Here is a 23,744-nt window from a genome sequence, read left to right on the forward strand (position 1 = left end):
ATGCGGTGGAACCATGCGACGGAACGGAACGTGGAACAGTGATGCCAGGACTACCCCGCGAAAGCGGCGGTGTCTGCGTCCACCTAGCGCCTGCCCCTGGTGGGCACGCCGCTTATGCCGTCGGGCGACTTAGGGTAGTCCACCTAGCGCGCTTGAGGGGCAGCGTCCGCACGAGGCGAACTGAGAATAGCCTGGCTGCGCCGCGCTCATCGCCACAGGCGTGCTCGGGTATGGTCCACCCCAAAGCGCCTGAGCGATCAGCCGATCCGGTACTCCCCGTGCAGTAGGACACCACCGGCCTGCACTCCCTTAGTTCCACTGATCAGACGACCATCCACCGAGCCAGCCTCAAGCGCAGCAGTTGAACGAATCGTCCCCAGCTCCCAGGCGTCAACACCGGCTTTCTTCACTGAGGCGATCACGGCATCCGCTGATTCAGCTCCCACAACGGCAACCATGCCAACCCCCAGGTTCAGAGAATCTTCAAGAGCCTCCCACGTGATGTCTCCACCTCGACGCACCCAATCGAATACGGGAGGCACGATCCACGAGGACCGATCGGCAGTTGCCGTCAATCCCAGGGGAAGCACCCGAGAAAGGTTAGCCCCCAGGCCTCCGCCAGTGACATGCGAGTAAGCGTGGATACCGGTCGCCCCGGCCTCGACTCCGAATTCCTCGATGAGGTCAAGGCAGAGCTTGGTGTACAGGCGCGTCGGCTCAAGAAGTTCTTCACCCAGCGTTCGCCCGAAGGAATCAACGTGCGCATCCAATCCCAGGCCGGTGCGCGCAACCACGGAACGCACCAGCGAATAACCGTTAGAGTGCAGCCCGGAAGAGGCCATCGCAATGACAACGTCTCCGTCGCGAACACGCTCAGGCCCCAGAACATACGGCGCGTCAACAACGCCCGTGGCGGCACCTGCGATGTCGTAGTCATCTGCTTCCATGACACCGGGGTGTTCCGCCGTTTCACCGCCGATGAGCGGGGTCCCCGTGGCCTCACAGGCGCGGGCGATACCCGTGACGATGGACGCGATCTTTTCGGGAACAACGTGTCCGCACGCAATGTAGTCAGTCATGAGGACCGGGCGAGCACCAATGACGACGATGTCATCAACAACCATTCCCACGAGGTCCTGACCAATGGTGTCGTGAATATCCATCGCCTGAGCGATTGCGATTTTCGTTCCCACACCGTCGGTGGAGGTCGCGAGCATCGGTTGACTCATCCCACGCATCGCCGAGGCATCAACAATTCCGGCGAATCCGCCGGTCGCTCCGATAACGGTGGCGTCGTGCGTGCGGGCCACCGCGGACTTCATGAGTTCAACAGCCCGATCACCTGCCGCTGTGTCTACTCCTGCCGACGCGTAGTCGAGGGGGGTCGTGTCGCTCATGGGTGCTCCTTTGGGCGGGTGTCGGATCGGGTAGTGAACGGAATGTCGGGTAGTGAACGGAATATCGGGTGATGTGAGGAATACGGAAGGGCTAGCAGGCCGTAGCTCCGGGAGTCCCAGGAATCGGCGTGCCCTTTTTAATGGGTTCAGGGTATTCACCGGTGAAGCATCCCAGGCACAGACCTGTTCCCTGCCGCGTCGCCTCCACCATGCCGTCCATCGACAAGAATGCCAACGAGTCGGCACCAATTGACTGGCGAATCTCGTCAACGTTCATGGATGAGGCAATGAGTTCAGCGCGCGTGGGGAAGTCAATGCCGAAGAAGCACGGCCACAGCACGGGCGGCGAGGAAATTCGCACGTGAACTTCGCCAGCACCGGCCTCGCGCAGCATCTTCACCAGAGCCCGCTGGGTATTGCCGCGAACAATGGAATCGTCAATCACAATAAGGCGTTTGCCTTCAATGATTTCACGCAGCGGGTTGAGTTTGAGTCGAATACCCAACTGCCGCAGAGACTGCGTCGGTTGAATAAAGGTTCGGCCAACGTAGGAGTTCTTCACGAGCCCCTGTTGGAAAGGAATCCCGGATTCCTGCGCGTAACCAATGGCCGCTGGATTACCAGATTCCGGGGTCGGCATAACGAGGTCGGCCTCGACAGGACTTTCCCTCGCGAGGATCGCTCCCATCTCTTGTCGGGCCGCAACGATGCGTCGTCCACCGATCGTCGTGTCGGGGCGCGCAAGGTAAACGTACTCAAAGACGCAGGTGGACGCCTGCGTGACGGCAAAATATCGGGAATGCACGCCGTTGGAGTCGATGGAGACTAGTTCCCCCGGCTGGATTTCGCGAACGAATGTTGCCCCACACAGGTCAAGAGCGGCGGTCTCGGAAGCGAGCACCCACCCGGAGTAGAGACGCCCGAGGACGAGGGGCCGGTATCCGTGGGGGTCGCGTGCGCCGTACAGCGTATTTTCATCCATGAAGACCAGGGAGAATGCGCCCTTGAGTCGCGGCAACACTTTGAGTGCCGCGGGAATCAGCGCACCACCTTCAGCCGTATTCTCGGGCATTTCCTCATTGACGAGGGCGGACTCGCCTAAGTCCCCCGCGTTGTTTTCTTGCGTCAGGCCTGAGTGATCAGGAGTCTGCTCGACGGAGGCCGCGGTGACGGAGCGAGCGGGACCGACGTACGGGATAGGACCGGGAATGTGCTGAGCAAGACCAAGGAGCGCCGTAACAATCGACGTATCCGTTGACGCCCCGTGCTCAAAATTGTCGTCCTCGGCAATTGACGCGGCGAGTTCACGCAATTCTGTCGTGTTGATCAAGTTGCCGTTATGGCACAGCGCAAGTGTTCCGGCACTTGTTGGCCCCAGGGTTGGCTGAGCGTTACGCCATGTATCTGCTCCGGTTGTTGCGTAGCGAACATGGCCGAGGCCGATGTGCCCTTGGAGTCCCTGAAGTGTTTGTTCGGAGAACACCTGGTTAACCAGCCCCTGATCCTTGTACACAAGGATCTGTTCCCCATTTGACGTCGCAATACCTGCCGACTGCTGCCCGCGGTGTTGGAGCGCGTAAAGCGAAAAGTACGTGAGTCGTGAAACATCTTCACCGGGTGCCCACACACCGAATACACCGCAGTGATCGTGTGGATGGTCGTCTCCGAAGATTTCGACGTCGGAAAGTGCGTGGTCCATATTCTGCGAGACTGAAGTCACGCCTTCACCTTCTCATATTGCTCAATATGGATACCAATAGATCGGGCGTGACGTTCATATCACTCTCCCGGCCACATGAATTCAACACGCCTGGCTGCAACGTCTGCACGCAGCAATTCGACCTCGGTCTGCGCCCCCACAGGCAGCTGATCGTCCACAGTTCGGGCAGTCACGGGCGCAATGACGGCCGGCTCATTGAGCATCACTTTTCCACGTTGAGGTGTGGAACTGTGGACAATGACACTGCGGAACAGCTCGCCCTCGTACCCGATGAGGAGCTTGGCACTAATTGCTCCCAGCGATTTCTTCTCCGCAGCTGAGGCTCGCTGCGCCGCCCTCGTCATCATCGGGGGAATCGACTCAATCGATTCCCTCACCCACGCAGGAATCTCTCGTGCCTCATCGTGGGCGAGGCAGATTTCCAGGGACCACCGGTCAACGAGTCGTCGAAGTGGGGCGGTCGCATGGGCATATTCCGCAGCGATCGCGGTGTGGCGGATCTGAGGGTCACCCGGTTCGGGGAAGTCGGTGAGCACCATATACGATGCGCCCCGGTACAGGCGCATTGCTTGGATGAGGAAGGCTGTGTGCGCGGGAATCACCGGATCCAAAGAGGGAACCAGCTGAGCGTAGGGTTCGTCCTCTTGCCAAAGAACGCCGAGGAAGTGAGCAACGGCCCGTAGTCGTTCAATTTCCGCATCGGGTGCTGGGGGAACGACCCGCAGAATCCCCAGACCAGCGTCACGCATTTTCGCCGCAGCGCAGATTCCCGTCAGCAGGGAAATCTGTGCGTTCCATTCTTCAACTAGCGTGTTTGCCCTAAACCTCAGGGCATAGTGTGATCCGCCATCGGCGTCGGGGATCCTGACGATCTCCTGCTCCGGAGTTGGAGCGGACACTCCTCCGCGAGCTGTTTCTCTCGCGCGGCGTTTCGTCCCGATCTCTTCAAGAAGGGGGACGAGGTCGAGCGGCGCTCCCCTGAGTGGACGGTTCTTCAGCCGGGCGTCCTCAACCTCGTCGTAGGAGAGTTGGGCGCGTGGGCACACGAAAGCGCGGGTGACATTGGCGCAGACAACGGCTCCCGTGGGTGAGAGTTCGATCTGCCAGACACAGGCCGGAGCGATCTGTCCTGGAAGCAGAGAGGCCGCTCCTTCGGAGAGTTCTGGCGGGTGCAGCGGTGTTGACTGATCTGCCATGTACACGGTGAGGCCGCGTCCTCGGACCTCGGTGTCGAGAGGACTTCCCGGTGGAACAAATGTGGCTAAAGAGGCGATGGCATAGGTCACCAGGAAGCCTGAGTTCGCCGGATCCTCCCCCGGTAAGCGAGCCAGGTGAACAGCCTGATCGAGGTCGCGTGATCCCCGAGGGTCAATGGTGACAAAGGGGATTGCTGTGGCATCAACGCGAGGGATTGCCCGCCGATCAAGGTCGGGGAACTCGTCCTCGGAAATCACACAGTCCACTGTGGGGAGGTCGTTGAGACGGTAAATGTCGCCAGCGTGAGAGTCTGCTGTATCCGGTGGTGGCCTCAGACCCGCGAGCGCAACGCACTCGTCCCACTGGATGCTTGCGCGCTGAGCCTGCCTGATGACGTCGTCGGGGAACTGGGAGGGAATCTCAAGTTCTGCACGAATGTCCTTGAGTACCGGAACAAGCGAGGAGTCGTCAACGCTCAGGCGGAAGCGGTTGAGTTGAACCATAGCGTTCTCAGTCGCGGGGACTGGCCTCCGTATCGTCGTGTGGAGCCGAATCAAAGTCGCGGTAAGACTTCAGGTCTGCGGCGAGGTCGTCAACGCTTAGATGCGCCTCCGGGATGGTTGCTCCAAAGCGTTGCGTCCGGTCGATCGCGCGAGCGATAAGATGCGATCCAACGGGCGCAGTGATGATCTGAAGCGCCACAATGACAATACCGATGAACACCCATTGGATGTCCCACATCTCCACGGCGATTCCCGCGAGGATGAGAACCATGCCCAGAAGCTGAGGTTTCGATGCCGCATGCATGCGGCTCCACGGGTCCTTTAAGCGGACGAGGCCGATCGCTGCAATCAGTGTGAAGAATGCACCGGCGAGGATGAGCAGTGCCCCGATGACTGTGTTCATTGGGCTTCCTCCTCGGCGCGAAGCAGCTCGTCGATCTCGGCTTTCGCTGCCTCTTCCTCGCGCATTTCTCGCTGAATCCGAGCTTCCTCCTGGGTGAGGATTTTCTTCTCATGGGGTTTGTCGCGGCGCACAAAGCGCGCGAGAACCACAGGCCCAAGGAAGCCCGTCAACGCCAGCAGGATGAGAGCAACGGCGAGGTCGGCTCGCACCCACACAACAATCATCACAGCAAGGAGGACAATACCGGAGGCCGTCAACACGTCATTGGCGATGATTCTGTCCAACTGTGTTGGCCCGCGACCGATGCGCACCAGGGCAAGTAACGCCGCGGCTGTCGCGAGAATCGCGGCGAGCGCGTGAAGAACATCGGGGGTACTCATCGGGCATTCTCCCGGTCTCGCATGGATTCAGTAACGGTACGCGGTGCCAGAGCACGGAGGATTCGCGCTTCTTGGCGTTCCGTTTGGTCACGCACGCCCTCGGGTCCACCGGCTCCGTCGAGATCAAGAACGTGGAGGTACATTCGTCCACTCGTGCGATCAATATGAACAACGATCGTCCCAGGAATAAGCGACGTCATCGCCGAGAGGATTGTCACGTGCACGGGATCATTCGAATGCAGGTCCACCCGGACAATTCCCGTGGTCGGCTCTTTTCCTGCCAACACGATCCAGGCAACATGGAGCCCTGACATCAACGCATCCCAAAGGAAACGCGCAAGAAGAATCATCACCGATATCACGCGAACAGGCCACCGCGTGCCCACGCGCGGCATCGGGAACAGTATCTGAACACCGAGGGAGACGAGGATGCCCGACACGATCGTCAACGGGGAGACGCTGTTAAACACCAGAAGCCAGACAATAAGGAGCCACACGCTGAGTGCAGGTGAAATCCTGCTGAGGATTGTCTTCATTGCCCATCACCTACCCGCATCTGCTCTGGGAGGAACTGCGGGAGAAGAACGCCGACATTCGTTATGCCATCATCCGTTGTCTCCTGGGCTGAGGATTGGGCGGATTCCGTTGGGGACGCTCCATCGGAGGGGAAGGGGGTAACGGGAAGGAAATGCGTGCGTTGCGCGTCGGGTTCCCCTCCCTCGGCCTTCGTCGTGTTCGCTGGATCAGGGGTCTGAGGCACGGACTGCGTTCCCCCGGATTTATCTGCTGACGTTCCTATTCCTCGACCGTCGCTGCGTAAGACTGCCTGAATGTAAGGAGTTCGCGCCATCTGGTCCGAGGCCGCCCGAGTCACGTAATCCCAGATGGGCCCGGATGCCACCGCCATGAGAATCTGAATCCCGATGAGGACGCCAACAACCGCGTACATCACGCGTGAACTGCTTGAACGAGTCAGTTCTGTTTCCGTGCGTGACGCCCTCGAAGCCCGGCGTGACCTCTCAGCAACCGCAACGTGGACGTCGCGGACGCGATCAAGCTGGCGCTGGGCGCCTTGGCGGATTGCTTCGGGCGCACCCGGACGAACAACGACGCTGGTCAGGGCAGAATGTGAGTCTTCTGCGGTCTGCCAGAATGCGAGGTTCCACCACTTTGTCACCGCGTACAGCGTGAGGAAGGAGGTGAGTATTCCAGCGCCAAGGAGAATCCACGCCTGTACTGTCCCTGCTTGCGCGCTGGCCTGAGCCAAGGCGAGTTTCCCAACGAAACCTGTCAGCGGCGGAATCCCGACGAGGTTAAATCCGGCAACAAGGAACATCACGGCGATCACCGGGGCGGTGCGATAGAGGCGCGAGAGGCGACTCAACGACGTTGTTCCCGTTGCACGTTCGATGAGTCCGCAGATCAGGAACAGTGTGGTCTGCACGAGAATGTGGTGAGCCGCGTAGTAGATTGCCGCCGCGAGACCCCATTCGTTGACCAGGGCAAGACCCCAGATCATGAAGCCAATGTGGGAGACAAGAGTAAAAGACAGCAGACGCTTGATGTCGTCCTGGGCGATTGCACCGAGGATCCCCAGAAGCATGGTCGCAACGCCGATCACCGTCAGTAACGTCGACATGCGTCCGCCCGGGAAAAGCAAAACCTGGAGGCGGATGAGGGCATAGACCCCGACTTTTGTCATGAGTCCAGCAAAAACGGCTGTGACCGGGGCCGGAGCCGTGGGGTAGGAGTCTGGCAACCATGCCTGAAGAGGAACAACCGCAGCTTTGATTCCGAAGGCGGTGAAGAGCACCGCCTGAATCATCAGTGACGTTCCCGGGTCAATTTCGGGAAGACGCTGCGAGAGCTGCGCCATGTTCACCGTTCCCGTTGCTGCGTATGTCAACGCAATTCCGGCGAGGAAAAGCACCGATGAGAACAGCGAGACCACGACGTACACGGAGCCCGCACGGACTCGTCCTCGTGTCGCACCCATCGTGATGAGGACGAAGGATGCCGCGAGGAGGATCTCGAAACCCACGTAGAGGTTGAAGAGGTCACCTGTGAGAAACGCGTTGGACACGCCCGCTGACAGCACAAGGAACGTGGGGAAAAAGACGGCGACCGGAGCTCGGGGGTCATCGTCAATTGCCGACTGTGCAAGTGAGTAGATGAGAACGCCGAGGGTGACGATCTGGGAGACAACGAGCATCGTGGCGGCCAGTCGGTCAACGACGAGGGTGACTCCAATGGGCGCAGCCCAACTGCCCGCATCGACAACGATGGGCCCGTTATTCACCGCAAAAGCGAGGATTACCGACACAACTGTCGTTGTTGACAAAACAATAAGCGACAGCACCCTCTGGGCAATCGAGCGTCGGCCAAGAACGAGGGCGAGCCCCGCCGCAAGCAGGGGAAGCAGCACCGGAACGGGAATTAACCACGAATACTGTGTCATGCGTTTCTCCCCCGTTCTTCTGAGTCTTCTTCACGATTCTCAGCGCCGGGGCGCCCCTTGCGTGCCAAGCGATCAGACTGGCTGCCGTGGACCGTCCCCTCAAGATCCGGTGCGTCCTCGTCATCCTTGTCGTAGTTAATTCCCGCGTCCTCGATACCCGTGATGGCTTCGTCGGCTTCGATTTCGTCAACGGCACGATCGGCGAGCCAACGATCTTCAATATCGTCAACAACCTCATCGTGTCCGGTGAGTTTCCACTGCCGGTACGCCAGAGCGAGGCCGAACGCAGTGGTCCCCAGTGAAAGGACAATTGACGTCAGCATCATTGCCTGCGGAAGCGGATCAGCCACAGTTGCTGGATTTTCTTGGCCGAGCAGCGGTGGTCGCCCCGCCGCCCCACCTGAGGCGAGGAGGAGGACATTGACTCCGTGGGTGATGAGACTCAGGCCAATAAAGATCCGCGTCAGTGTGCGTTCAAGGAGAAGATAGACTCCGCCGCCAACAAGGACTCCGGCGATCAGAAGAATAACGAGCGAAGGGAAGTTCATCGGCGTGCTCCCGTCCCTCGTTGCCCTACTGCCCCAAGGGCACCGGTTTCGCTGTTTTCTCCGCTGACATCGAGGGGGTGTGCATGTCGGTCTGCGGGCTGTTCGATCGGTGCAGTCTCGATCCCAACGTGATCGGAAGCGGGGACCCCACAGTCTGGGATAGGTGAATGACGGTCAATTTCCGCGCCCGTTGCGGAGATCAGGTCAAGGATCAACCCGATAACGAGGACGTAAACGCCGATGTCAAGAATCATCGCTGTGGTGAAGTGGATGTCGCCGAGAATCCCCAGATGGAGATCGACAGCCACTGATTCAAGAACGGTATTGCCAAAGAGCACGGGCGCGAGGGCTCCCGCACCCGCGATGAACAGGCCAAAACCCATGATCCGACCGGGAGAAATCGGCATGGCTTCACCCAGTTCGTGACGCCCACCCGCCAGGTAGCGCACAACGAATGCGAGACCGGCAATGACACCGCCGATGAATCCACCACCGGGGTTGTTGTGGCCAACGAGAAGAATCCACACGGACAGAACAAGCATCGTTGGGAAGAGGAGGCGTGCAACGACCTCAAGAACGATCGAGCGTTCGGAAGTTGGGAGGGCTTCGGCTCCGCGAAGGAAGGGAACGCGGCGCACTCTGCGGCGCAGAGGGCGAGCATCGGCATCACTGGCGGCGCTTCGAGCGGGAGCCCTGTCGATACGGCCCGATCGTGAGCGCACATAAATCAGCGATGCCACACCGGTAGCAATGACCAGGAGCACCGAGAGTTCTCCCACGGTGTCCCATGCTCGCATGTCAACGAGGATGACGTTGACGATGTTGTCGCCTCCACCGAATTCCTGTGCCTCGTTCGCCATGATTGCCGACACGGGTTCGTGAATGCGGGCAGAAGATGCGTAAATTCCCGTGAGGACAACGCCAAGACCAACGGTCACCGCAATTGCGAATCGCCACCAGCGGTTGTGTGCGAGCGGACGGTCGGAGAAGAAACGCGGAAGCCTGCGCAGCACCAGAACGAAAATGACGATGCTCACGGCCTCGACAACGATCAGAGTGAGGGCAAGGTCCGGTGCCCCTTGAGATGCGAAGAGCAGAGCAACTCCCAGGCCAACTCCTCCCAGGGAAATCGCCGCACGAAGCCGGCGACGTGAACGCACGGTCTCAACGGTTGCAAGGAAGATGATCAGGGCAATGAGTACCTGGAATCCCGAGTCTGCGAAGCGCACAACGAATACGCTCGGCGGCTTCATGATCATGGCCCCGGCGGTCAGGGCACTCAGGGTCACGAGGATCGTCGACAGGTCCCACGGGAGCGAGCCTCTCTGCGTCAACCGCGTCACGCGTGCGGCAACGATCTCAAGTTCCCGCATCGTCCACGCATACATATCAGCGGCTGCAACGGGAACCGTCCAGCGTTTTTGCCAGACCTCAACCCTCTGTGCGGCAACGGCGAGCAGAGCTGCCACAGCGAAAATCCCCAGCGTCGTTACAGCGGGAATCCACCCTGACCACCACGCGAGATGGGCGTGTCCGGGTAACCCGGTTGACACCTGGGCGAACGTTTCCTCAAGCGGCCGAGGGGCGAGGCCGAGAAGCGCACCACAACTTAAGAGGACGATCGGGGCGTACATGAAGAAGGGGGTCGGTCGGCAGTCGTGGACGCGAGGCGACTGTGGCCACGTCGGATTAGCCACTCCGATCGGCGTTACCGAACGCACACCGAAGGCCCCCCACCATGCGCGCCAGGAGTAGGCGGCGGTCAGAATTGATCCGCAGACAACAACACCCAGGGTGACGAGGTCGAGTGCCCGACTACTCCACGCCGCTGCGCTTCCGTCAAGAAGTGCGCTGATCAGCGCTTCCTTCCCCAGGTATCCGGTTGTCAGCGGCACTCCGGCCATCGACAGCGCGGCAAGTCCAGCGGCGGCGGCGAGGACGGGTTTGCGTCTTCCCAATCCCGAGAGCTTGGAGATTTCTCGGGTTCCGGTTGCGGATTCGACGGCGCCGACCGTGAGGAAAAGCGTCGACTTGAAGAAGGAATGTGCGACGAGCATCGTCATCCCCGCGGTGAGTGCACCCGCGCTTCCTTGGCCGACGGTCGCGGTGATGAGCCCCAGCTGAGAGACCGTCCCATAGGCGAGGACGAGTTTGAGGTCATCCTGTTTGAGGGCCCGCCATCCCCCCAGGAGCATTGTTATCAGACCAACGGCAACGACCAGCGGCGACCATACGGGCACCTGCGTCATTCCCGGGGTGAGTCGAGCAACGAGGTAGACACCGGCTTTAACCATTGCGGCGGCGTGAAGGAATGCGGACACGGGGGTTGGTGCAGCCATTGCGCCGGGAAGCCAGAAGTGGGCGGGAACGAGAGCGGATTTGGAGAAAGCTCCCAGGAGGATGAGCACTCCAGCAACGATGCACAGGGGTGAGGCGACATCAATTCCCTGTGGTGTGTCTGCCGATAGGGAATTCACGAGCTGGGAAAAACGGTACGACCCTGCGGGCATTTCACCGATGATGACGAATCCGGCGAACATTGCCAGGGACCCGAAGGTTGTCACGGTCAGGGCTTGGCGAGCAGCCACCCGGGCGGGTCGACGGTCGTAGTGGTGTCCGATGAGGAGGAAGGAGAGGACTGACGTTGCCTCCCAGAAGATGTACAGGCCGATCGTGTGATCTGTTTGGACAACTCCGAGCATCGCGCCAGCGAAGGCCGTGAATACCGCGGAGAACCTGCGCAGCCCGTGAGCGCTGTGGGAAAAGTAGCGCGAGGCGTACACCATGACGAGTGCGCCGACGGTCCCAACGATGAGGGTCATCACCCAGGACAACACGTCCATCCTCATGGGGAGCGTCATACTCAGCCCCGGGATCCACCTGAGTTCCTCGACTATGGGGTCTCCGTTGAGTACCTGCGCGGAGTGAAGGAGCGCGTACCCTGCGGCAGATCCGGGAACGAGGGCGAGGACCGCGAGCGCGTGACGCCCGAAGGCTCTGACAAGGAACGGTGCAAGAAGTGCACCACATATATGCGCGGCGATAATAGCCAGCATCAAGTTCTCCTTGGCAGTCGTCGGCTTCGATAATTTTACAAGCCCACACGGACTCCCGCGCGGGCTAGTTCCGGCACCCCAGTGCTTGTCCCGGATGTATTCACGCAGCTCTTCCGGGGTATTCCGCGCTAATCCCGCGTGAGTATCCGCCGCCGATCCCCCAAAAAATCGTACGCTGGTTTTCAGTGAGTGAACATTGATGAGGACGTCGATAACTACCTGCGGCTCCCAGGAATCCGAGGCGGCCGTGGGCATTGAAGAAGTGAGACAATGGCACGCAGGTGCACAACACGACGGAGGTCCCGATGGCCACACCCACGCTAAGCGTTGTCTGCTGGGTCTTTTCGCTCTTCGCCACACTTTTTGCTGTCATCGCCTTTGCGCGCGGCATTGCTCACATGTGGCGGCAGGTCGCTGCCGGCACCCCCACGCCAGGTCGGCTCCGTCCCGTAGGCACACGCCTGTGGTCAATGATCACCACGATCCTCACGCACCGGGAGTTCCACGGGCGCCCGTGGGTCAAAGCGGCCCACTGGCTCGTGATGATGTCTTTCCCTCTCCTGTTCCTCACGCTCATCACCGGGTTCGCTCACCTGCGTGATCAGACGTGGGCACTACCTCTCATCGGGCATTTCATCGCGTGGGAATGGCTGACGGAGTTCTTCGCGTGGGGTGGATTCCTCGGCATCATCACCCTGATGGTGATTCGCACTCACGCAGGCCACGGATCGATCGCCGAAGCGTCGCTTTCGGCGTCCTCGTCCCCGGACGCGGCTCACAAGAAGAACAGCGAATCACAGGAGGCGGCCTCGTCCTCGTCCCCATTCCCCCGCGACGGCTCACCCCGGGGACTTGCCTCGCGCTTCCTCGGATCAACCCGCTGGCAGGCTCGCTTCGTTGAATGGGTGGTACTCATTGTCTGCGGGTGCGTCATCGTTTTGCGGGGCCTTGACTACGCGCTCAGGTCGCTCCTTCCCGGGCACGAGGCGCTCGCGTCCCTTGGGCATTTCCCGCTGACCGCGTGGATCGGCTCACTTGTTCTCGGTGGCGTCGCTGATGCCGGGACTGATGGCGTCACTGTCCTCGCAAACGCTATCGTCCTCGTCTCCACGCTGAAGATCATCACGTCAATGGTCTGGCTCATGGTCGTGGGGGTGCAGACAACAATGGGGGTTGCCTGGCATCGCTTCATTGCGCTGCTCAACCTGTATGCGCGTCGCTTCCCAAACGGCCGCAAATCCCTGGGGGCGGCGGCTCCCATGCATATTGGCGGACGTCCCGTGACCTCACCTGATGACGTTGACGATCTGCCCGAAGACGCGGTCCTCGGCGTCGGATCAATCGCCGACCTGTCCTGGAAGGCGCGCGTTGATCTCTACTCGTGCACGGAATGTGGGCGCTGCCAGGAGCTATGTCCGGCGTGGAATACGCAGAAGCCGCTGTCACCGAAACTGCTGATTCTTGGTCTGCGCGACCACATGGAATCCGTGTCAAATAAAGAAGTGTCGGCCCTTGACCTGGTTGACGGCCAAATTCCCGACGGCGCTACCGATGGAATTGATCCGGGCGATGTGCGCGTCATTGATAAAGGTGTCGAGCCGATCCCCCATTCCTTTGATGTCCTCACGGCCCTGAGTTCTTCGGGGGCAACGGGCCCCAACGGGGTTGCTGATCTTCCCGAACCGTTGGTTCCCGGTGTTGTCTCCACCGATGTTTTATGGGACTGCACGATGTGCGGGGCGTGCGTTGAGCAGTGCCCCGTCGACATTGAACACATTGACCACATCCTTGACCTGCGCCGCCACCAGGTCCTCATGGAATCGGCCTTCCCTAAGGATCTGGGTCGAGCATTCCGTGGGATGGAAACAAAGGGAACACCGTACAACCAGCCGGCGCGTAAACGCATGGACTGGGCAAAGAATCTCGACTTCGACGTTCCCGTCATTGGCGAGGACGTTGAGTCCGCTCAGGACGTTGACTACCTGTTCTGGGTGGGTTGCGCTGGGGCCTACGATGACAAGGCAAAACGCACAACAGCTGCGGTTGCGCAACTGCTCCACATTGCCGGGGTGTCATTCGCGGTTCTCGGCTCAGGTGAGTCCTGCACGGGCGACCCGGCCAGGCGCGCCGGAAACGAAGTTCTTTTCCAGATGCTTGCAGCCCAGGCAATCGACACTCTTCACGAGGCGAAAGCTCAGGCAATCGTGGTGTCCTGCGCCCATTGTTTCAACACGATCGCCGGTGAGTTCCCCGAACTTGGAGGAACCTTTGACGTCGTGCATCACACGCAGCTCCTCAACCGCCTCGTCCGCGAAGGACGCCTCACTCCCGTTGCTCCCGCAGATCCCACGCAGGAGGACTCGCAGGGACGCCCCCTCCACGTGACGTATCACGACGCCTGTTACCTGGGTCGTCATCACGCGGTGTATGAACCGCCTCGTGAACTTGTGTCCTCGTTACCCAACGTCGAGCTCGTGGAAATGCCACGCAACCACGACCGGGCGATGTGCTGCGGAGCGGGAGGCGCTCACGCATGGTTTGAGGAGTCGCGCGGCATCAGGATTGCTGACGCGCGATACGCCGAGGCAGCAGCTACGGGAGCCGATGTCATCGCAACGGCATGTCCGTTCTGTTCTCAGATGCTCGGTTCCGCAGCGGGCGCGTCCGCCGGTCTTGTGAGGTCCGAAGGTGAGGCGCACGCAGAAAGCACCTCGGGGCCCGTTGTTGCTGATGTTGCGGTGATGTTACTTGACGCGGTGACGCGCAGCGCCAAGCCCCGCAGCTAGGCCCGCCTGAAGAGGCTTGCAGCTAAGCGCACGCGCTGGCCGAGGGAAACAATGGGGTGGATCAGAGCGTTCCAGGCGACGATCCCGATGACACCGGCCGCTGCCCCGCCGACAACGGATCCGATGGCTCCAAGGAGAGTGCCTGTTCCGGTGGCAATCGCCAGGGCGGCAACGCTGATGGTGAGGACCGTTGCGCCGAGGACGATGCTTCCCAGGTGCCATGAGCCAACACGGTCGCCGCCAGTATCACCCTCGTGTGATCGCAGAATGGAGACGAGGACGACGGCAAGGGCAACGGGGAAGGCAACGCGCGAGAGGAAGAAGGGCACGCTCCCAAACGTCATCAGGTGAAGAGTTCCCGCGATCACCCATCCAACCCACATGGGGACGATGAGCTGCGACACGGGGAAACGAACGCCGAAACCACGGATGAGCGCGTAGGCGCCACCGAGGATGGGGATTGCCCCGACGAGGCTGAGCAGCACCGACACCAGCGTGTTTGCTCCGGCGAGGACATCCGAGCTCGTGAACTCATGCGCACCGGTGATTCCAGCGATCGAGGACACCGCAGGAACATGCACCGCAACCGTCCCTCCAATGACCACGCCAACAAGAGCGACCAGAGCCACCCAGACCGGCAGAGTCAACGTTGACATGCGTCTGACCGGCTGGGCCGTCAGGTTTTCTCCAAGGGACGAGGACGAGGCTGCTTGCCGGTCAGTGGGCGTGGAAACGCGCTGGCTGGCGCTCTGGGTAAATCGCACCCCCGATTCCGGTTGAGCATGGGGAACGTCCTGGGTGTGCGCGCTTGAACGGAAAGGCGCGTCGTCGTCCTCGAAAATTAATTCGACTTCACGAACGTGTTCACCGCGGGGTTTTTCCATCATTGTCGCCTCCTCAAGTGCTGCACTCATTCCACCGAAATACACTGTGAGTTTGCTGAAAAGACGACGATGATGCACCGTGAAGCGCGGATTTTTCACTCTCCGCGTAGAAAATCCTCGGCGAGAAGGCACCTACTCCTGTTCGAGCCCCACGAGGAATCCGTCCTCGTCAATGACGCTCCCCCCGACGAGAGACACAACGATCCCCGCCGCTTTCTCAATATCAGCTGCCGAACGGGCGCGATCTAGTCGTGCCGTCCGCGACAACCCGGTGACAGGAACGTGATGTGTTCCCCCGGGAAGCCACCGGATCTGATATTCAATAATCACGCCGGTTGTCCATGACTCCCACCGGAGGACACGCGGGGGACTGGGAACTGTCCGCACCTCGATGATCATGTCCGATCGGTTCCCCACCGGAGACTTCACCGCGTAGCCGTCAACGATCTGCGGTTTCGGTTCCTGCGCATTCCGGGCAATTTCGGCCCTCATTCGGGCGATCTTTGTTTCAATGTCCTCACGAACCGGACCGAGCGATGCGCGCAGCTCCCGGACTTTCTCTTCCTCACGTTTAAGCATGTATGCCGTCGGGGACGCGCTCGCAGATTCCTCTTCTCGAACGTCGTGGGCCTGTGGGAACTCTCGTCGGATGGCTGTCAGAAGGTCCTGGGGCTCGATCCACCTGGGTGCGTACACGAAGAGTGAAACCGCTGAATCCGGGTCCGATGCGAAGATCTCACCTGACCCGGCGATCCGCAGGGCCCCACCCAGACGCCGACTCATGCGCGTCAGCGCCAGCAGCACGCGGTATTCGATTCCCGAGGGCATTGCATCGGGGAACGCCTGTGACAGCGGGCCCGCTTTGAGCATCGCCTCGGTGGGTGCCTGGCCTCGCACAGTTGGACAGTGGAGGATCCAGGCTGAGGTGTGAATAGCTGCGGAGCCCAAGGCTGCGCGCGCCTGGGAGTCCACGGCCCACGGTCCTTGAAGATGCGCCGACGAAGTCAAACGCAGATCCCCCGGTCCGATCCATCCGGCATCATCCCACATGGATACCGCGAGCGCTTCAATTTCCGCTGCCTCGACCTCGCTGGGCAGAAGGAAAAGATGATGCTGATCTCCAACCTTCGGGTCAATGGGACGCGCATCTTCGAGGATCGTCAGGTTTGCGGCGATCGACGCAGTTGCGGGGATCTGAGCAAGCTGCCCCGTATGGTCCACCCCGAAGGAGGTGTCGAGTGGATCAAGACCGGTAACGGCCGTAAGATTCGTGTGCGTGAGGGTGTGGAGACTCTGCTCGGCCGCGGAATCTCCCCGATGTGCGGGGTCCTGCCGGCGCTTGAGCTCCTGGGCGCGTTCCATCCGCTCTTTCATCGAGCGGCGCGTCGGGAAATTCCCCCCGGGACCCGTTGCTTCAGTCATGCGTTTCCCCAATGATCGTGTGCGTGATCATCGTTGATTAGTGATCAATACGCGTACGCGCGAAACGCAGGTGCGAACGCGAGGCAGTGGGACCGCGCTGGCCCTGATAATGGGAGCCCAAACCAGAGGAACCATAGGGGTTTTCAGCCGGAGATGACAGGTCAAAGAAGCACAGCTGCCCCACTTTCATTCCCGGGTAGAGGAGAATGGGCATGGTCGCTGTGTTCGACAACTCAAGGGTGACGTGTCCGGAGAATCCGGGGTCAATGAAACCGGCGGTCGAGTGGGTGAGCAGTCCCAGGCGTCCCAGAGATGACTTACCTTCAAGCCGGGCGGCAATGTCATCGCCCAGCGTCACGCATTCGTAGGTTGCTCCCAGAACAAACTCACCCGGATGCAGAACAAAGGGTTCATCGGGGCCAACATCCACCTGGTGAGTGAGGTCGGACTGGTCCGCAGCCGGGTCAATGACGCTGTAGCGGTGATTATCGAAGAGTCGGAACAATCGATCGAGTCGAACGTCGATACTCGCCGGCTGAATGAGGTCGCGGTCCAGAGGGTCAAGCCTGATCCGACCACGGTCAAGGCTTGCACGAATATCACGATCACTGAGCAGCATGTGTTGCATTCTTTCACATCCCCCAACCTGCGGCACCCCGGTTCCACTCGGCATATGACATGTTCGGCCCATTACCCTTGAGCCGTGACTTCCGCCCCCGATTCTTCGCTGACACCTGATCGCTTCGTCGAAGCCCTGACCCGCTGGTATCGCGTGCACCGGCGTGACCTCCCGATGCGTCGTGACGATGTCTCACCCTGGGGGTCTGTCGTTTTCGAGGTGATGAGTCAGCAAACACCGATTCCCCGGGTTCAACCCATCTGGGAACGATGGATGATGCTGTGGCCAACGCCGGCTGATCTCGCGGCCGCAGACACCTCCGCCGTCCTCGTTGAATGGAAGACCCTCGGTTATCCTTCCCGCGCTCTTCGGCTCAAAGAGTGCGCCGCGGCGATCAGTGCGCGTCCCGGCGGGCAAGTTCCCGCCGACATTGAGGAACTGATGTCACTTCCGGGGATCGGCCCGTACACGGCCTCGGCTGTTGCTTCTTTCCAATTCCATGCGAGGGTCCCCGTCCTCGATACGAATGTTCGTCGCGTGTTCGCGCGGGTTCTTGACGGCCAGGAGTTCGCCCCTCGTGGGGCACCAACGAAAGGCGAGATTGCTCGGGCCACGCATTTTCTTCCCGAGGACGGGGCTGCGTGCGCCCACTGGAACGTCGCCATCATGGAGTTCGGCGCAATCACCTGCACTCAGCGACGCCCTCACTGCGATTCATGTCCCATACGTTCAGCCTGCCAGTGGGCGCACCTGGGGTTCCCTCGTGCTGAAACCCGGCCCAAAGGGCAGGAGTGGAAAGGCACTGATCGTCAGGCCAGGGGGCGCGTCCTCGCGGCGCTTCGTTTGCTTCACGAGGACGGACAGGCCCATCCCTCCATGACGCGGGCCGAAGCGCTCACCGCGGCAACGCTTCCCGGTGCCCCGCCCGACCAGGCGGCACGCGTTGTTCACGGTCTCGTTCGTGACGGGCTGCTACGCCACGACCCTGAAACGCTGCGGTATTCACTTCCGTAGGCGCGTCATCTCACTGCGCCTGGGCAGGTGCTCCTGAGTACCGAATTGCGTCTGATCCTCAGTAACGAATTGCGTCGATCGGCTTGACACGAATCGCGGCAACCGCGGGAATAATGCCGCATAGCGCGCCGATTGCCGTGGCAATCCCCACGCCTGTCAGCGCCGCCCCAACGGGGAATGCCGGCATGTCTTGGAGGACGATATCCATGTTTTCCAGGGGGAGGAAACGCAGAATGATCGCCGCCATCGCAACGCCGAGGACACCGGCAACGAAGGTTGCAACAACCGATTCCATGAAGACCGCGAAGAATACGCGTGTAGCTGATGCCCCCATTGCTCGGCGAATACCGATCTCGCGAATACGTTGACGAACCGTGACGATCGCGACGTTGAGCAGTCCGAGTGCCCCGAGGAAGATGACGATTCCACCGATGACCATGATGATCTGAGAGGCGGCCCGTAGCTCTTCCCGACCGCCATCCCAGCCGTCTCCGCCATAGACGCTCGCAGTCCAGCCCTCACCCAACACGGCAGAAACAGCTTGCGGAATAATCCGGCGTGCCTCTTCTTCCTGCTCGGGCCCAACCCAGACGAGCATCTCGGTCTCAGGTCCCGTGTAGCCGCCATATGCGTGCCCTTCGATTCCCATTCCGCCCCCCGCGTCGGAATGGGACGACATCTCAGACTTGACGTACTGCCACGCCGTGTAATCGACGTACATTGAGGGAGACTCCCACTTTGATTTTGCCTCAATGATGCCGACAACCCGGAAGGGTGTGGCCTGGGGGTCTGTCCCGTGCAAGATGATCGGGTCTTCAATGGGGCTGCGCCCCAGCATGTCCCAGAGAATCGTGTTGATGACGATCGGGGTGACCCGCTGGTCTGCGTCGTTTGGTGAAATCCACCGCCCTTGGCTCAGGACGGTTCGGAAAATCACCTGATAGTTCGGGTCCACAGCCGTCACCGTGGTGGGCTGGTAGCCATACTCATTCTTGACCACGGGACGCCCTCGAAACTGTCCGCTCTGGTTGGCACGCTGAACCTCCGTGAAATCAACGGAGGACCCAACACTTCGCGACCAGTAGGGAATGGCAAATCTCTGAGCAACAGTTTCCATCGCATGACCAATGGGATCGTGGATCGTGCCGTCGGGCGGCGGGAGGGTCCCCTCGTCACCGGCCGCGTGCTCGCCCTCGTTCCTTTGCGAATCAGCCGATGTCACAGGCTCTGTGGAGGAATTCCCCTGCTGATCCGACGAATTCTGGCTCACAGAGACGTGGAGGGTCACTTCACGTCCGTCGGCGGCTTCCATTCTCTCCATGTTCGACTGAACCGTCAGGTCTCCCAGTGCGATGACCGTCGTCATTGCGGTGACCGCCGCAACAACTCCCACGAGAGACAGGATGACGCGTGCCTTTTGTACTTTGACCTCACCCCAGGCTTCAACCACAGCCCCGGCGATTTCATTGAGGATTCTCATGCGTCCCCCTCCTCGGCGACATTCGCGGGCGCAATGGCCAAGCCATCACCCGGGATCGCTCGCCTGTCAGCTCCGCTGACGACGATGCCGTCGTATTGCTCAATGGGCGTGAGAACGCCCTGCCCCAGTTCGTAGACACTTTGCGCGCGGGCGGCAACGTTCATGTCGTGCGTAATGACGATGAGGGCGGCGTTATTTTCTTTGACAACTTCTTCGAGCAGGTCCATAACGGTACGACCCGTATCGGGGTCAAGCGCGCCCGTTGGTTCGTCAGCCAGGATGATCTTCGGTTGACGCACGAGGCATCGGGCAATTGCGATGCGCTGCTGTTCACCACCTGACATTTCCGTGGGGTAGGAATCCAAACGGTCCCCCAGCCCCACCCGTTCAAGCATCCGGGCCGATAGTTCACGTCGTTTCCAGAAGTTGCGGCCCGAGGCATACAGCAGCGGAACTTCAACGTTTTCCAACGCGGTTCGGGCATTGAAAATGTTGAACTGTTGAAAGACGAAACCGAAAATGTCGCCGCGCATCCGTGCGCGCTGCCCTTCGCGCAGGCGAACAGCATCGCGTCCTTCAATCTCGTAGGTGCCCGACGTTGGACGATCAAGCATCCCAATGATGTTCAGGAGCGTCGATTTGCCCGTTCCGGAGCGACCCACGATTGACACGTGCTCGCCGGCCTCGACACTGAGGTTGACGCCGCGAAGAATGTGGAGGTCCTCGCCGTCTGGAAGTTCAACGGTTCGAGTGACGTCCTTAAGCTCAATGAGCGGCATCGTTATGCGTCCCCTTCGCCGGTGGAACCATCCCCCATCATGTTCGGATCATCGGGAACTCCATCTCCGTCAAGATCTTGCCCGCTGGCCGAAGGCGTGAATTCGAGGATTTCTTGGTCTTTCTTCAAGCCCTCGGTAATTTGGACGAACTTGCCGTCCGTGAGTCCAAGGGAGACGGGGTGTTTTTTGGGTTCACCTCCGTCGGCTCCGGGCAGGTACACGTATCCGGTGTTGTAGCGTCCCTCAACGGCTGAGATCGGCACAAGGAGAGCATCCTTGACCTGACCGGCAACGATGTCGATCGTCGCCTGGAGCCCCGGGAATACTTTCTGATCCGCGGGGATGGCGCATCGGGCTTTCAGCGAGTCGCTCGTTGACCCCGACCCATCACCCGCATTCGGCGAGTTCGATGTGTGGGGCTTTGGCGAGACGATGGCTAACCCGGAGCAGGTGAAAGGCGCGGGCCCGTTCTTCACCGTGATCGTTGCTTCGGTGGGTGCTTGTTCAAGACGGTACATCTGGTCAGCCGACAAAGTAGCCACCGCGGAGAACGTCGGCGGCTGAACCGAAGCGACGGTATCCCCAACGGAAAATGTCTGACCAACGAGGGCACTGAGGGAGATGGCTCCCGCCGAGGGCGCGTAGACGGTCTGGTAGGAGTACCAGGGCTGTCCGGGGGTGACGTTGACGTTTCCGTCCTCGTCAGTAGTTTCTGTGTCTTCTCCGGGCATTTCCTTGCGGAGTTCAAGGACGGGTGCTCCAGTTTGGACGGTGTCACCGTTAGCGACGTACACGTGGGAGACCTCGCCGGCAAGGGTTGCTTTCACTTCGGTGGGGGCATCCGCTTCGATAGTTCCGTTGAGCGACACTGTGTTCGTGATGTCTCCCGTTGTTGGTGTCACCGTGAGCTGCCCGTAGTCTGCTGAGGGGTCGAGGGGGTCCGAGGCATCATCGGCGGATCCCCCGGGGAAGAACGCGAACTTAATGAAGGCGATCGCGATAATGGCGAAAATGACTGTTTTCAGGATGTTAAGGACATTCGCTGTCCGAGTTTTGACGGCCATTCCGCCTCCCTTGTTCTGTGGTGTCTCGCATGACGCGCGCCGCTTTCAACCTGCCGCCTGCCCGTTACCGGCCTTTCACCTGGCGATTTTCGGGCATCGTCTTCTCGCCGATCTCCGGCTCATTCGATGTGGAAACCCCGGCAACAGGCCTGCAACTGCCGTCATCGCTTGATTCAGGATACGAAATATCACATGCATTTCAGCGAAATGACGCGAGAAACCAGGGTATGTCTCAGGGATAATTCAGGGCAGAGTCCGTCAATCATCGGGAATACTTTCGGGAGGTCCTCGTGTTCATTCGCCGCGCAACCAGTGCAGATATTCCCGCTTTATCCCTGCTATCGCGTCAAACCTTCACGGAAACCTTCGGTGACATGTACCCTCCCGAGGATCTGCGCTTCTTCCTTGATTCCACGTATTCCCCTTCCGAGCTCTCGCGTCTTTTCGCAGACGAGAGGTACGCAACGTGGCTGCTCGTGGATGAGATTCCAGGGAACGAGGACGACGCCACTGATCGAGGCGTTGATGGTGGCCGCGCTGTGGGATACGTCTTGGCTGGACCGGCGGGTCTGCCTCATCGCGACATTGCTCCAGGTGACGGCGAAGTCAAACGTCTGTATATCCTTGCCGATCACCAGGGTGGAGGCTGGGGGCGCGCACTGTTCGAGACGGCCCTTGAGTGGCTGGATTCTGTGGGACCGCGGACGCTGTGGTTGGGTGTCTGGTCAGAGAATTTTCGAGCTCAACGCCTCTACGCTCGCTACGGATTCGAGCGGGCCGGCGAGTATGAGTTTCCCGTGGGGCTCACGCGCGACCACGAGTTCATTTTCCGACGTCCCGCACCGCGCCTCGGCGCGTGATTCGACGCAGAAAATCGTGGGCCACGTAGGCATTCTGCGGAGTGTGTGACGCTTAACAGTGCACATTGTGAACAACTCTGAGGCACAGGGTAAAAGCCAACTAATGTAACGGTCAAAGCACAGATATTTTCTCAAGAAGTTCGGGAGGGTGCACGATGATTCGAGTAGGAATTAACGGCTACGGAAACCTGGGACGCGGTGTCGAGCAGGCGCTGTCATTGGCCCCCGACATGGAACTCGTTGCCGTGTTCACGCGCCGAGATCCGTCGACTGTCACAACGAAGGGAGCCCATGTCTTCCCCTACGATTCCCTTGCTGACCACGCTGACTCCCTCGACGTCCTCATCAACTGCGGCGGCTCCGCCTCCGACCTCGAGGTTCAGGGTCCTCAGACGGCGCGTCTGGTGAACACTGTCGATTCATTCGATACTCACGCCCGCATTCCCGAGCATTTCGCCGCCCTCGATTCCACCGCCCGTGAAGCGGGCACCGTTGCGGTGATTTCTTCCGGTTGGGATCCGGGGCTCTTCTCGCTGCTTCGTGGACTGGGCGAGGCCGTTCTTCCCAAGGGAGAGACAACGACGTTCTGGGGTCCGGGAATTTCGCAGGGTCATTCCGATGCCATCCGCCGAATCGACGGTGTTGTCGATGCCCGTCAATACACGATTCCCGTCGAGGCAACCGTCGCCGCGGTGAAGGATGGTTCCGCCGGGGAACTCACGCCGCGCACCATGCATACCCGCGTCTGCTACGTCGTTGCCGAGGACGGCGCGGACCGCGAGCGCATCGAACGTGAGATCGCGCAGATGCCGAACTACTTCGCCGACTACAACACAACGGTGGCCTTTATTTCCGCCGATGAGTTGGCACGAGATCACGCGGGAATGCCCCACGGTGGCGAAGTGATTCGCCGCGGACATACCTCTGAGGGGATTTCTCAGATGGTGGAGTTCGGCCTGAATCTCGATTCCAACCCGGAATTCACGGGGTCAGTTCTTGTTGCGACCGCTCGCGCGTGTGTCCGCAAGGCGCGCGCTGGCCTGACGGGCGCGTTCACGATCTTCGATCTCACAGTCTCCGAGCTCTCCTCCAGTTCTCCTGAGGACTTGCGTTCGCATCTACTGTGAGCACCACGCCGCTGGCGCGTGTTGCACACGAGGGTCACGGGGACCAC

Annotated in this window: 19 protein-coding genes; 4 read left to right on the forward strand and 15 right to left on the reverse strand. The window is 60.2% G+C overall.

All coding sequences use genetic code 11. The features are described 5' to 3' along the window. Positions 1–257: 257 nt before the first annotated feature. The 9 genes from purM to G7Y41_RS09120 form a co-directional block, all read right to left on the reverse strand. Positions 258–1,397: a phosphoribosylformylglycinamidine cyclo-ligase gene (purM, locus tag G7Y41_RS09080; RefSeq protein ID WP_165316345.1), complete on the reverse strand. Its 1,140-nt coding sequence runs from the start codon at positions 1,395–1,397 to the stop codon at positions 258–260. A 91-nt stretch (positions 1,398–1,488) separates the two neighbouring features. Then, positions 1,489–3,117 carry an amidophosphoribosyltransferase gene (purF, locus tag G7Y41_RS09085; RefSeq protein ID WP_442984233.1) on the reverse strand — a complete coding sequence of 543 codons (1,629 nt, stop codon included), beginning with the start codon at positions 3,115–3,117 and terminating at the stop codon, positions 1,489–1,491. A 59-nt stretch (positions 3,118–3,176) separates the two neighbouring features. Then, positions 3,177–4,817, reverse strand: a complete 1,641-nt coding sequence (locus G7Y41_RS09090) for an RNB domain-containing ribonuclease (RefSeq protein ID WP_165316346.1) — start codon at positions 4,815–4,817, stop codon at positions 3,177–3,179. 7 nt (positions 4,818–4,824) lie between these two features. Continuing rightward, the gene (gene mnhG, locus G7Y41_RS09095) at positions 4,825–5,220 is read right to left on the reverse strand and encodes a monovalent cation/H(+) antiporter subunit G (protein WP_165316347.1); all 396 of its coding nucleotides are present in this window, start codon (positions 5,218–5,220) and stop codon (positions 4,825–4,827) included. Next, positions 5,217–5,600 (reverse strand): MrpF/PhaF family protein, encoded by a 384-nt coding sequence (locus G7Y41_RS09100; protein ID WP_165216676.1) that lies wholly within the window; start codon positions 5,598–5,600, stop codon positions 5,217–5,219. Before G7Y41_RS09100 ends, mnhG begins: the two co-directional genes overlap by 4 nt. Beyond that, positions 5,597–6,136, reverse strand: a complete 540-nt coding sequence (locus G7Y41_RS09105) for a Na+/H+ antiporter subunit E (RefSeq protein ID WP_165316348.1) — start codon at positions 6,134–6,136, stop codon at positions 5,597–5,599. The genes G7Y41_RS09100 and G7Y41_RS09105 overlap by 4 nt, the downstream gene beginning before the upstream one ends. Then, complete coding sequence (locus G7Y41_RS09110) at positions 6,133–8,058, reverse strand: Na+/H+ antiporter subunit D (RefSeq protein ID WP_165316349.1); 1,926 nt, start codon at positions 8,056–8,058, stop codon at positions 6,133–6,135. The genes G7Y41_RS09105 and G7Y41_RS09110 overlap by 4 nt, the downstream gene beginning before the upstream one ends. Beyond that, positions 8,055–8,606, reverse strand: a complete 552-nt coding sequence (locus G7Y41_RS09115) for a Na(+)/H(+) antiporter subunit C (RefSeq protein ID WP_165316350.1) — start codon at positions 8,604–8,606, stop codon at positions 8,055–8,057. The genes G7Y41_RS09110 and G7Y41_RS09115 overlap by 4 nt, the downstream gene beginning before the upstream one ends. Beyond that, positions 8,603–11,662: a Na+/H+ antiporter subunit A gene (locus tag G7Y41_RS09120; RefSeq protein WP_196819503.1), complete on the reverse strand. Its 3,060-nt coding sequence runs from the start codon at positions 11,660–11,662 to the stop codon at positions 8,603–8,605. Before G7Y41_RS09120 ends, G7Y41_RS09115 begins: the two co-directional genes overlap by 4 nt. Before the next feature lie 305 nt (positions 11,663–11,967). Here G7Y41_RS09120 and G7Y41_RS09125 point away from each other — a divergent pair, with 305 nt between their 5' ends. Next, positions 11,968–14,448 (forward strand): (Fe-S)-binding protein, encoded by a 2,481-nt coding sequence (locus G7Y41_RS09125; protein ID WP_165316352.1) that lies wholly within the window; start codon positions 11,968–11,970, stop codon positions 14,446–14,448. Here G7Y41_RS09125 and G7Y41_RS09130 read toward each other — a convergent pair. The 3 genes from G7Y41_RS09130 to dcd form a co-directional block, all read right to left on the reverse strand. Then, on the reverse strand, positions 14,445–15,335 hold the full coding sequence (locus tag G7Y41_RS09130; protein ID WP_165316353.1) for a hypothetical protein: 891 nt from the start codon (positions 15,333–15,335) through the stop codon (positions 14,445–14,447). The two genes, G7Y41_RS09125 and G7Y41_RS09130, sit on opposite strands and share 4 nt — an antisense overlap. Before the next feature lie 129 nt (positions 15,336–15,464). Continuing rightward, positions 15,465–16,754 (reverse strand): hypothetical protein, encoded by a 1,290-nt coding sequence (locus G7Y41_RS09135; protein ID WP_165316354.1) that lies wholly within the window; start codon positions 16,752–16,754, stop codon positions 15,465–15,467. A gap of 37 nt (positions 16,755–16,791) precedes the next feature. Next, on the reverse strand, positions 16,792–17,373 hold the full coding sequence (dcd, locus tag G7Y41_RS09140; protein ID WP_165316355.1) for a dCTP deaminase: 582 nt from the start codon (positions 17,371–17,373) through the stop codon (positions 16,792–16,794). A 174-nt stretch (positions 17,374–17,547) separates the two neighbouring features. Here dcd and G7Y41_RS09145 point away from each other — a divergent pair, with 174 nt between their 5' ends. Then, entirely contained in the window at positions 17,548–18,387 is an 840-nt protein-coding gene (locus G7Y41_RS09145) for an HhH-GPD family protein (RefSeq protein WP_165316366.1), read from the forward strand. A 58-nt stretch (positions 18,388–18,445) separates the two neighbouring features. Here G7Y41_RS09145 and G7Y41_RS09150 read toward each other — a convergent pair whose 3' ends face one another. The 3 genes from G7Y41_RS09150 to G7Y41_RS09160 are packed head-to-tail and all read right to left on the reverse strand — an operon-like array spanning position 18,446 to position 21,710. After that, positions 18,446–19,867: an ABC transporter permease gene (locus tag G7Y41_RS09150; protein WP_165316356.1), complete on the reverse strand. Its 1,422-nt coding sequence runs from the start codon at positions 19,865–19,867 to the stop codon at positions 18,446–18,448. After that, the gene (locus G7Y41_RS09155; RefSeq protein ID WP_165316357.1) at positions 19,864–20,646 is read right to left on the reverse strand and encodes an ABC transporter ATP-binding protein; all 783 of its coding nucleotides are present in this window, start codon (positions 20,644–20,646) and stop codon (positions 19,864–19,866) included. The genes G7Y41_RS09150 and G7Y41_RS09155 overlap by 4 nt, the downstream gene beginning before the upstream one ends. A gap of 2 nt (positions 20,647–20,648) precedes the next feature. Next, on the reverse strand, positions 20,649–21,710 hold the full coding sequence (locus tag G7Y41_RS09160) for an efflux RND transporter periplasmic adaptor subunit (protein WP_196819504.1): 1,062 nt from the start codon (positions 21,708–21,710) through the stop codon (positions 20,649–20,651). Between the two features lie 290 nt (positions 21,711–22,000). Here G7Y41_RS09160 and G7Y41_RS09165 point away from each other — a divergent pair, with 290 nt between their 5' ends. Beyond that, a complete protein-coding gene (locus G7Y41_RS09165; RefSeq protein WP_231367283.1) occupies positions 22,001–22,570 on the forward strand; it encodes a GNAT family N-acetyltransferase in 570 nt (189 codons plus the stop codon). A gap of 155 nt (positions 22,571–22,725) precedes the next feature. Next, on the forward strand, positions 22,726–23,697 hold the full coding sequence (locus G7Y41_RS09170) for a diaminopimelate dehydrogenase (protein ID WP_165316358.1): 972 nt from the start codon (positions 22,726–22,728) through the stop codon (positions 23,695–23,697). The last annotated feature ends 47 nt before the right edge of the window (positions 23,698–23,744 follow it).

It is taken from the genome of Schaalia sp. ZJ405 (assembly GCF_011038885.2).
Classification (GTDB): domain Bacteria; phylum Actinomycetota; class Actinomycetes; order Actinomycetales; family Actinomycetaceae; genus Pauljensenia.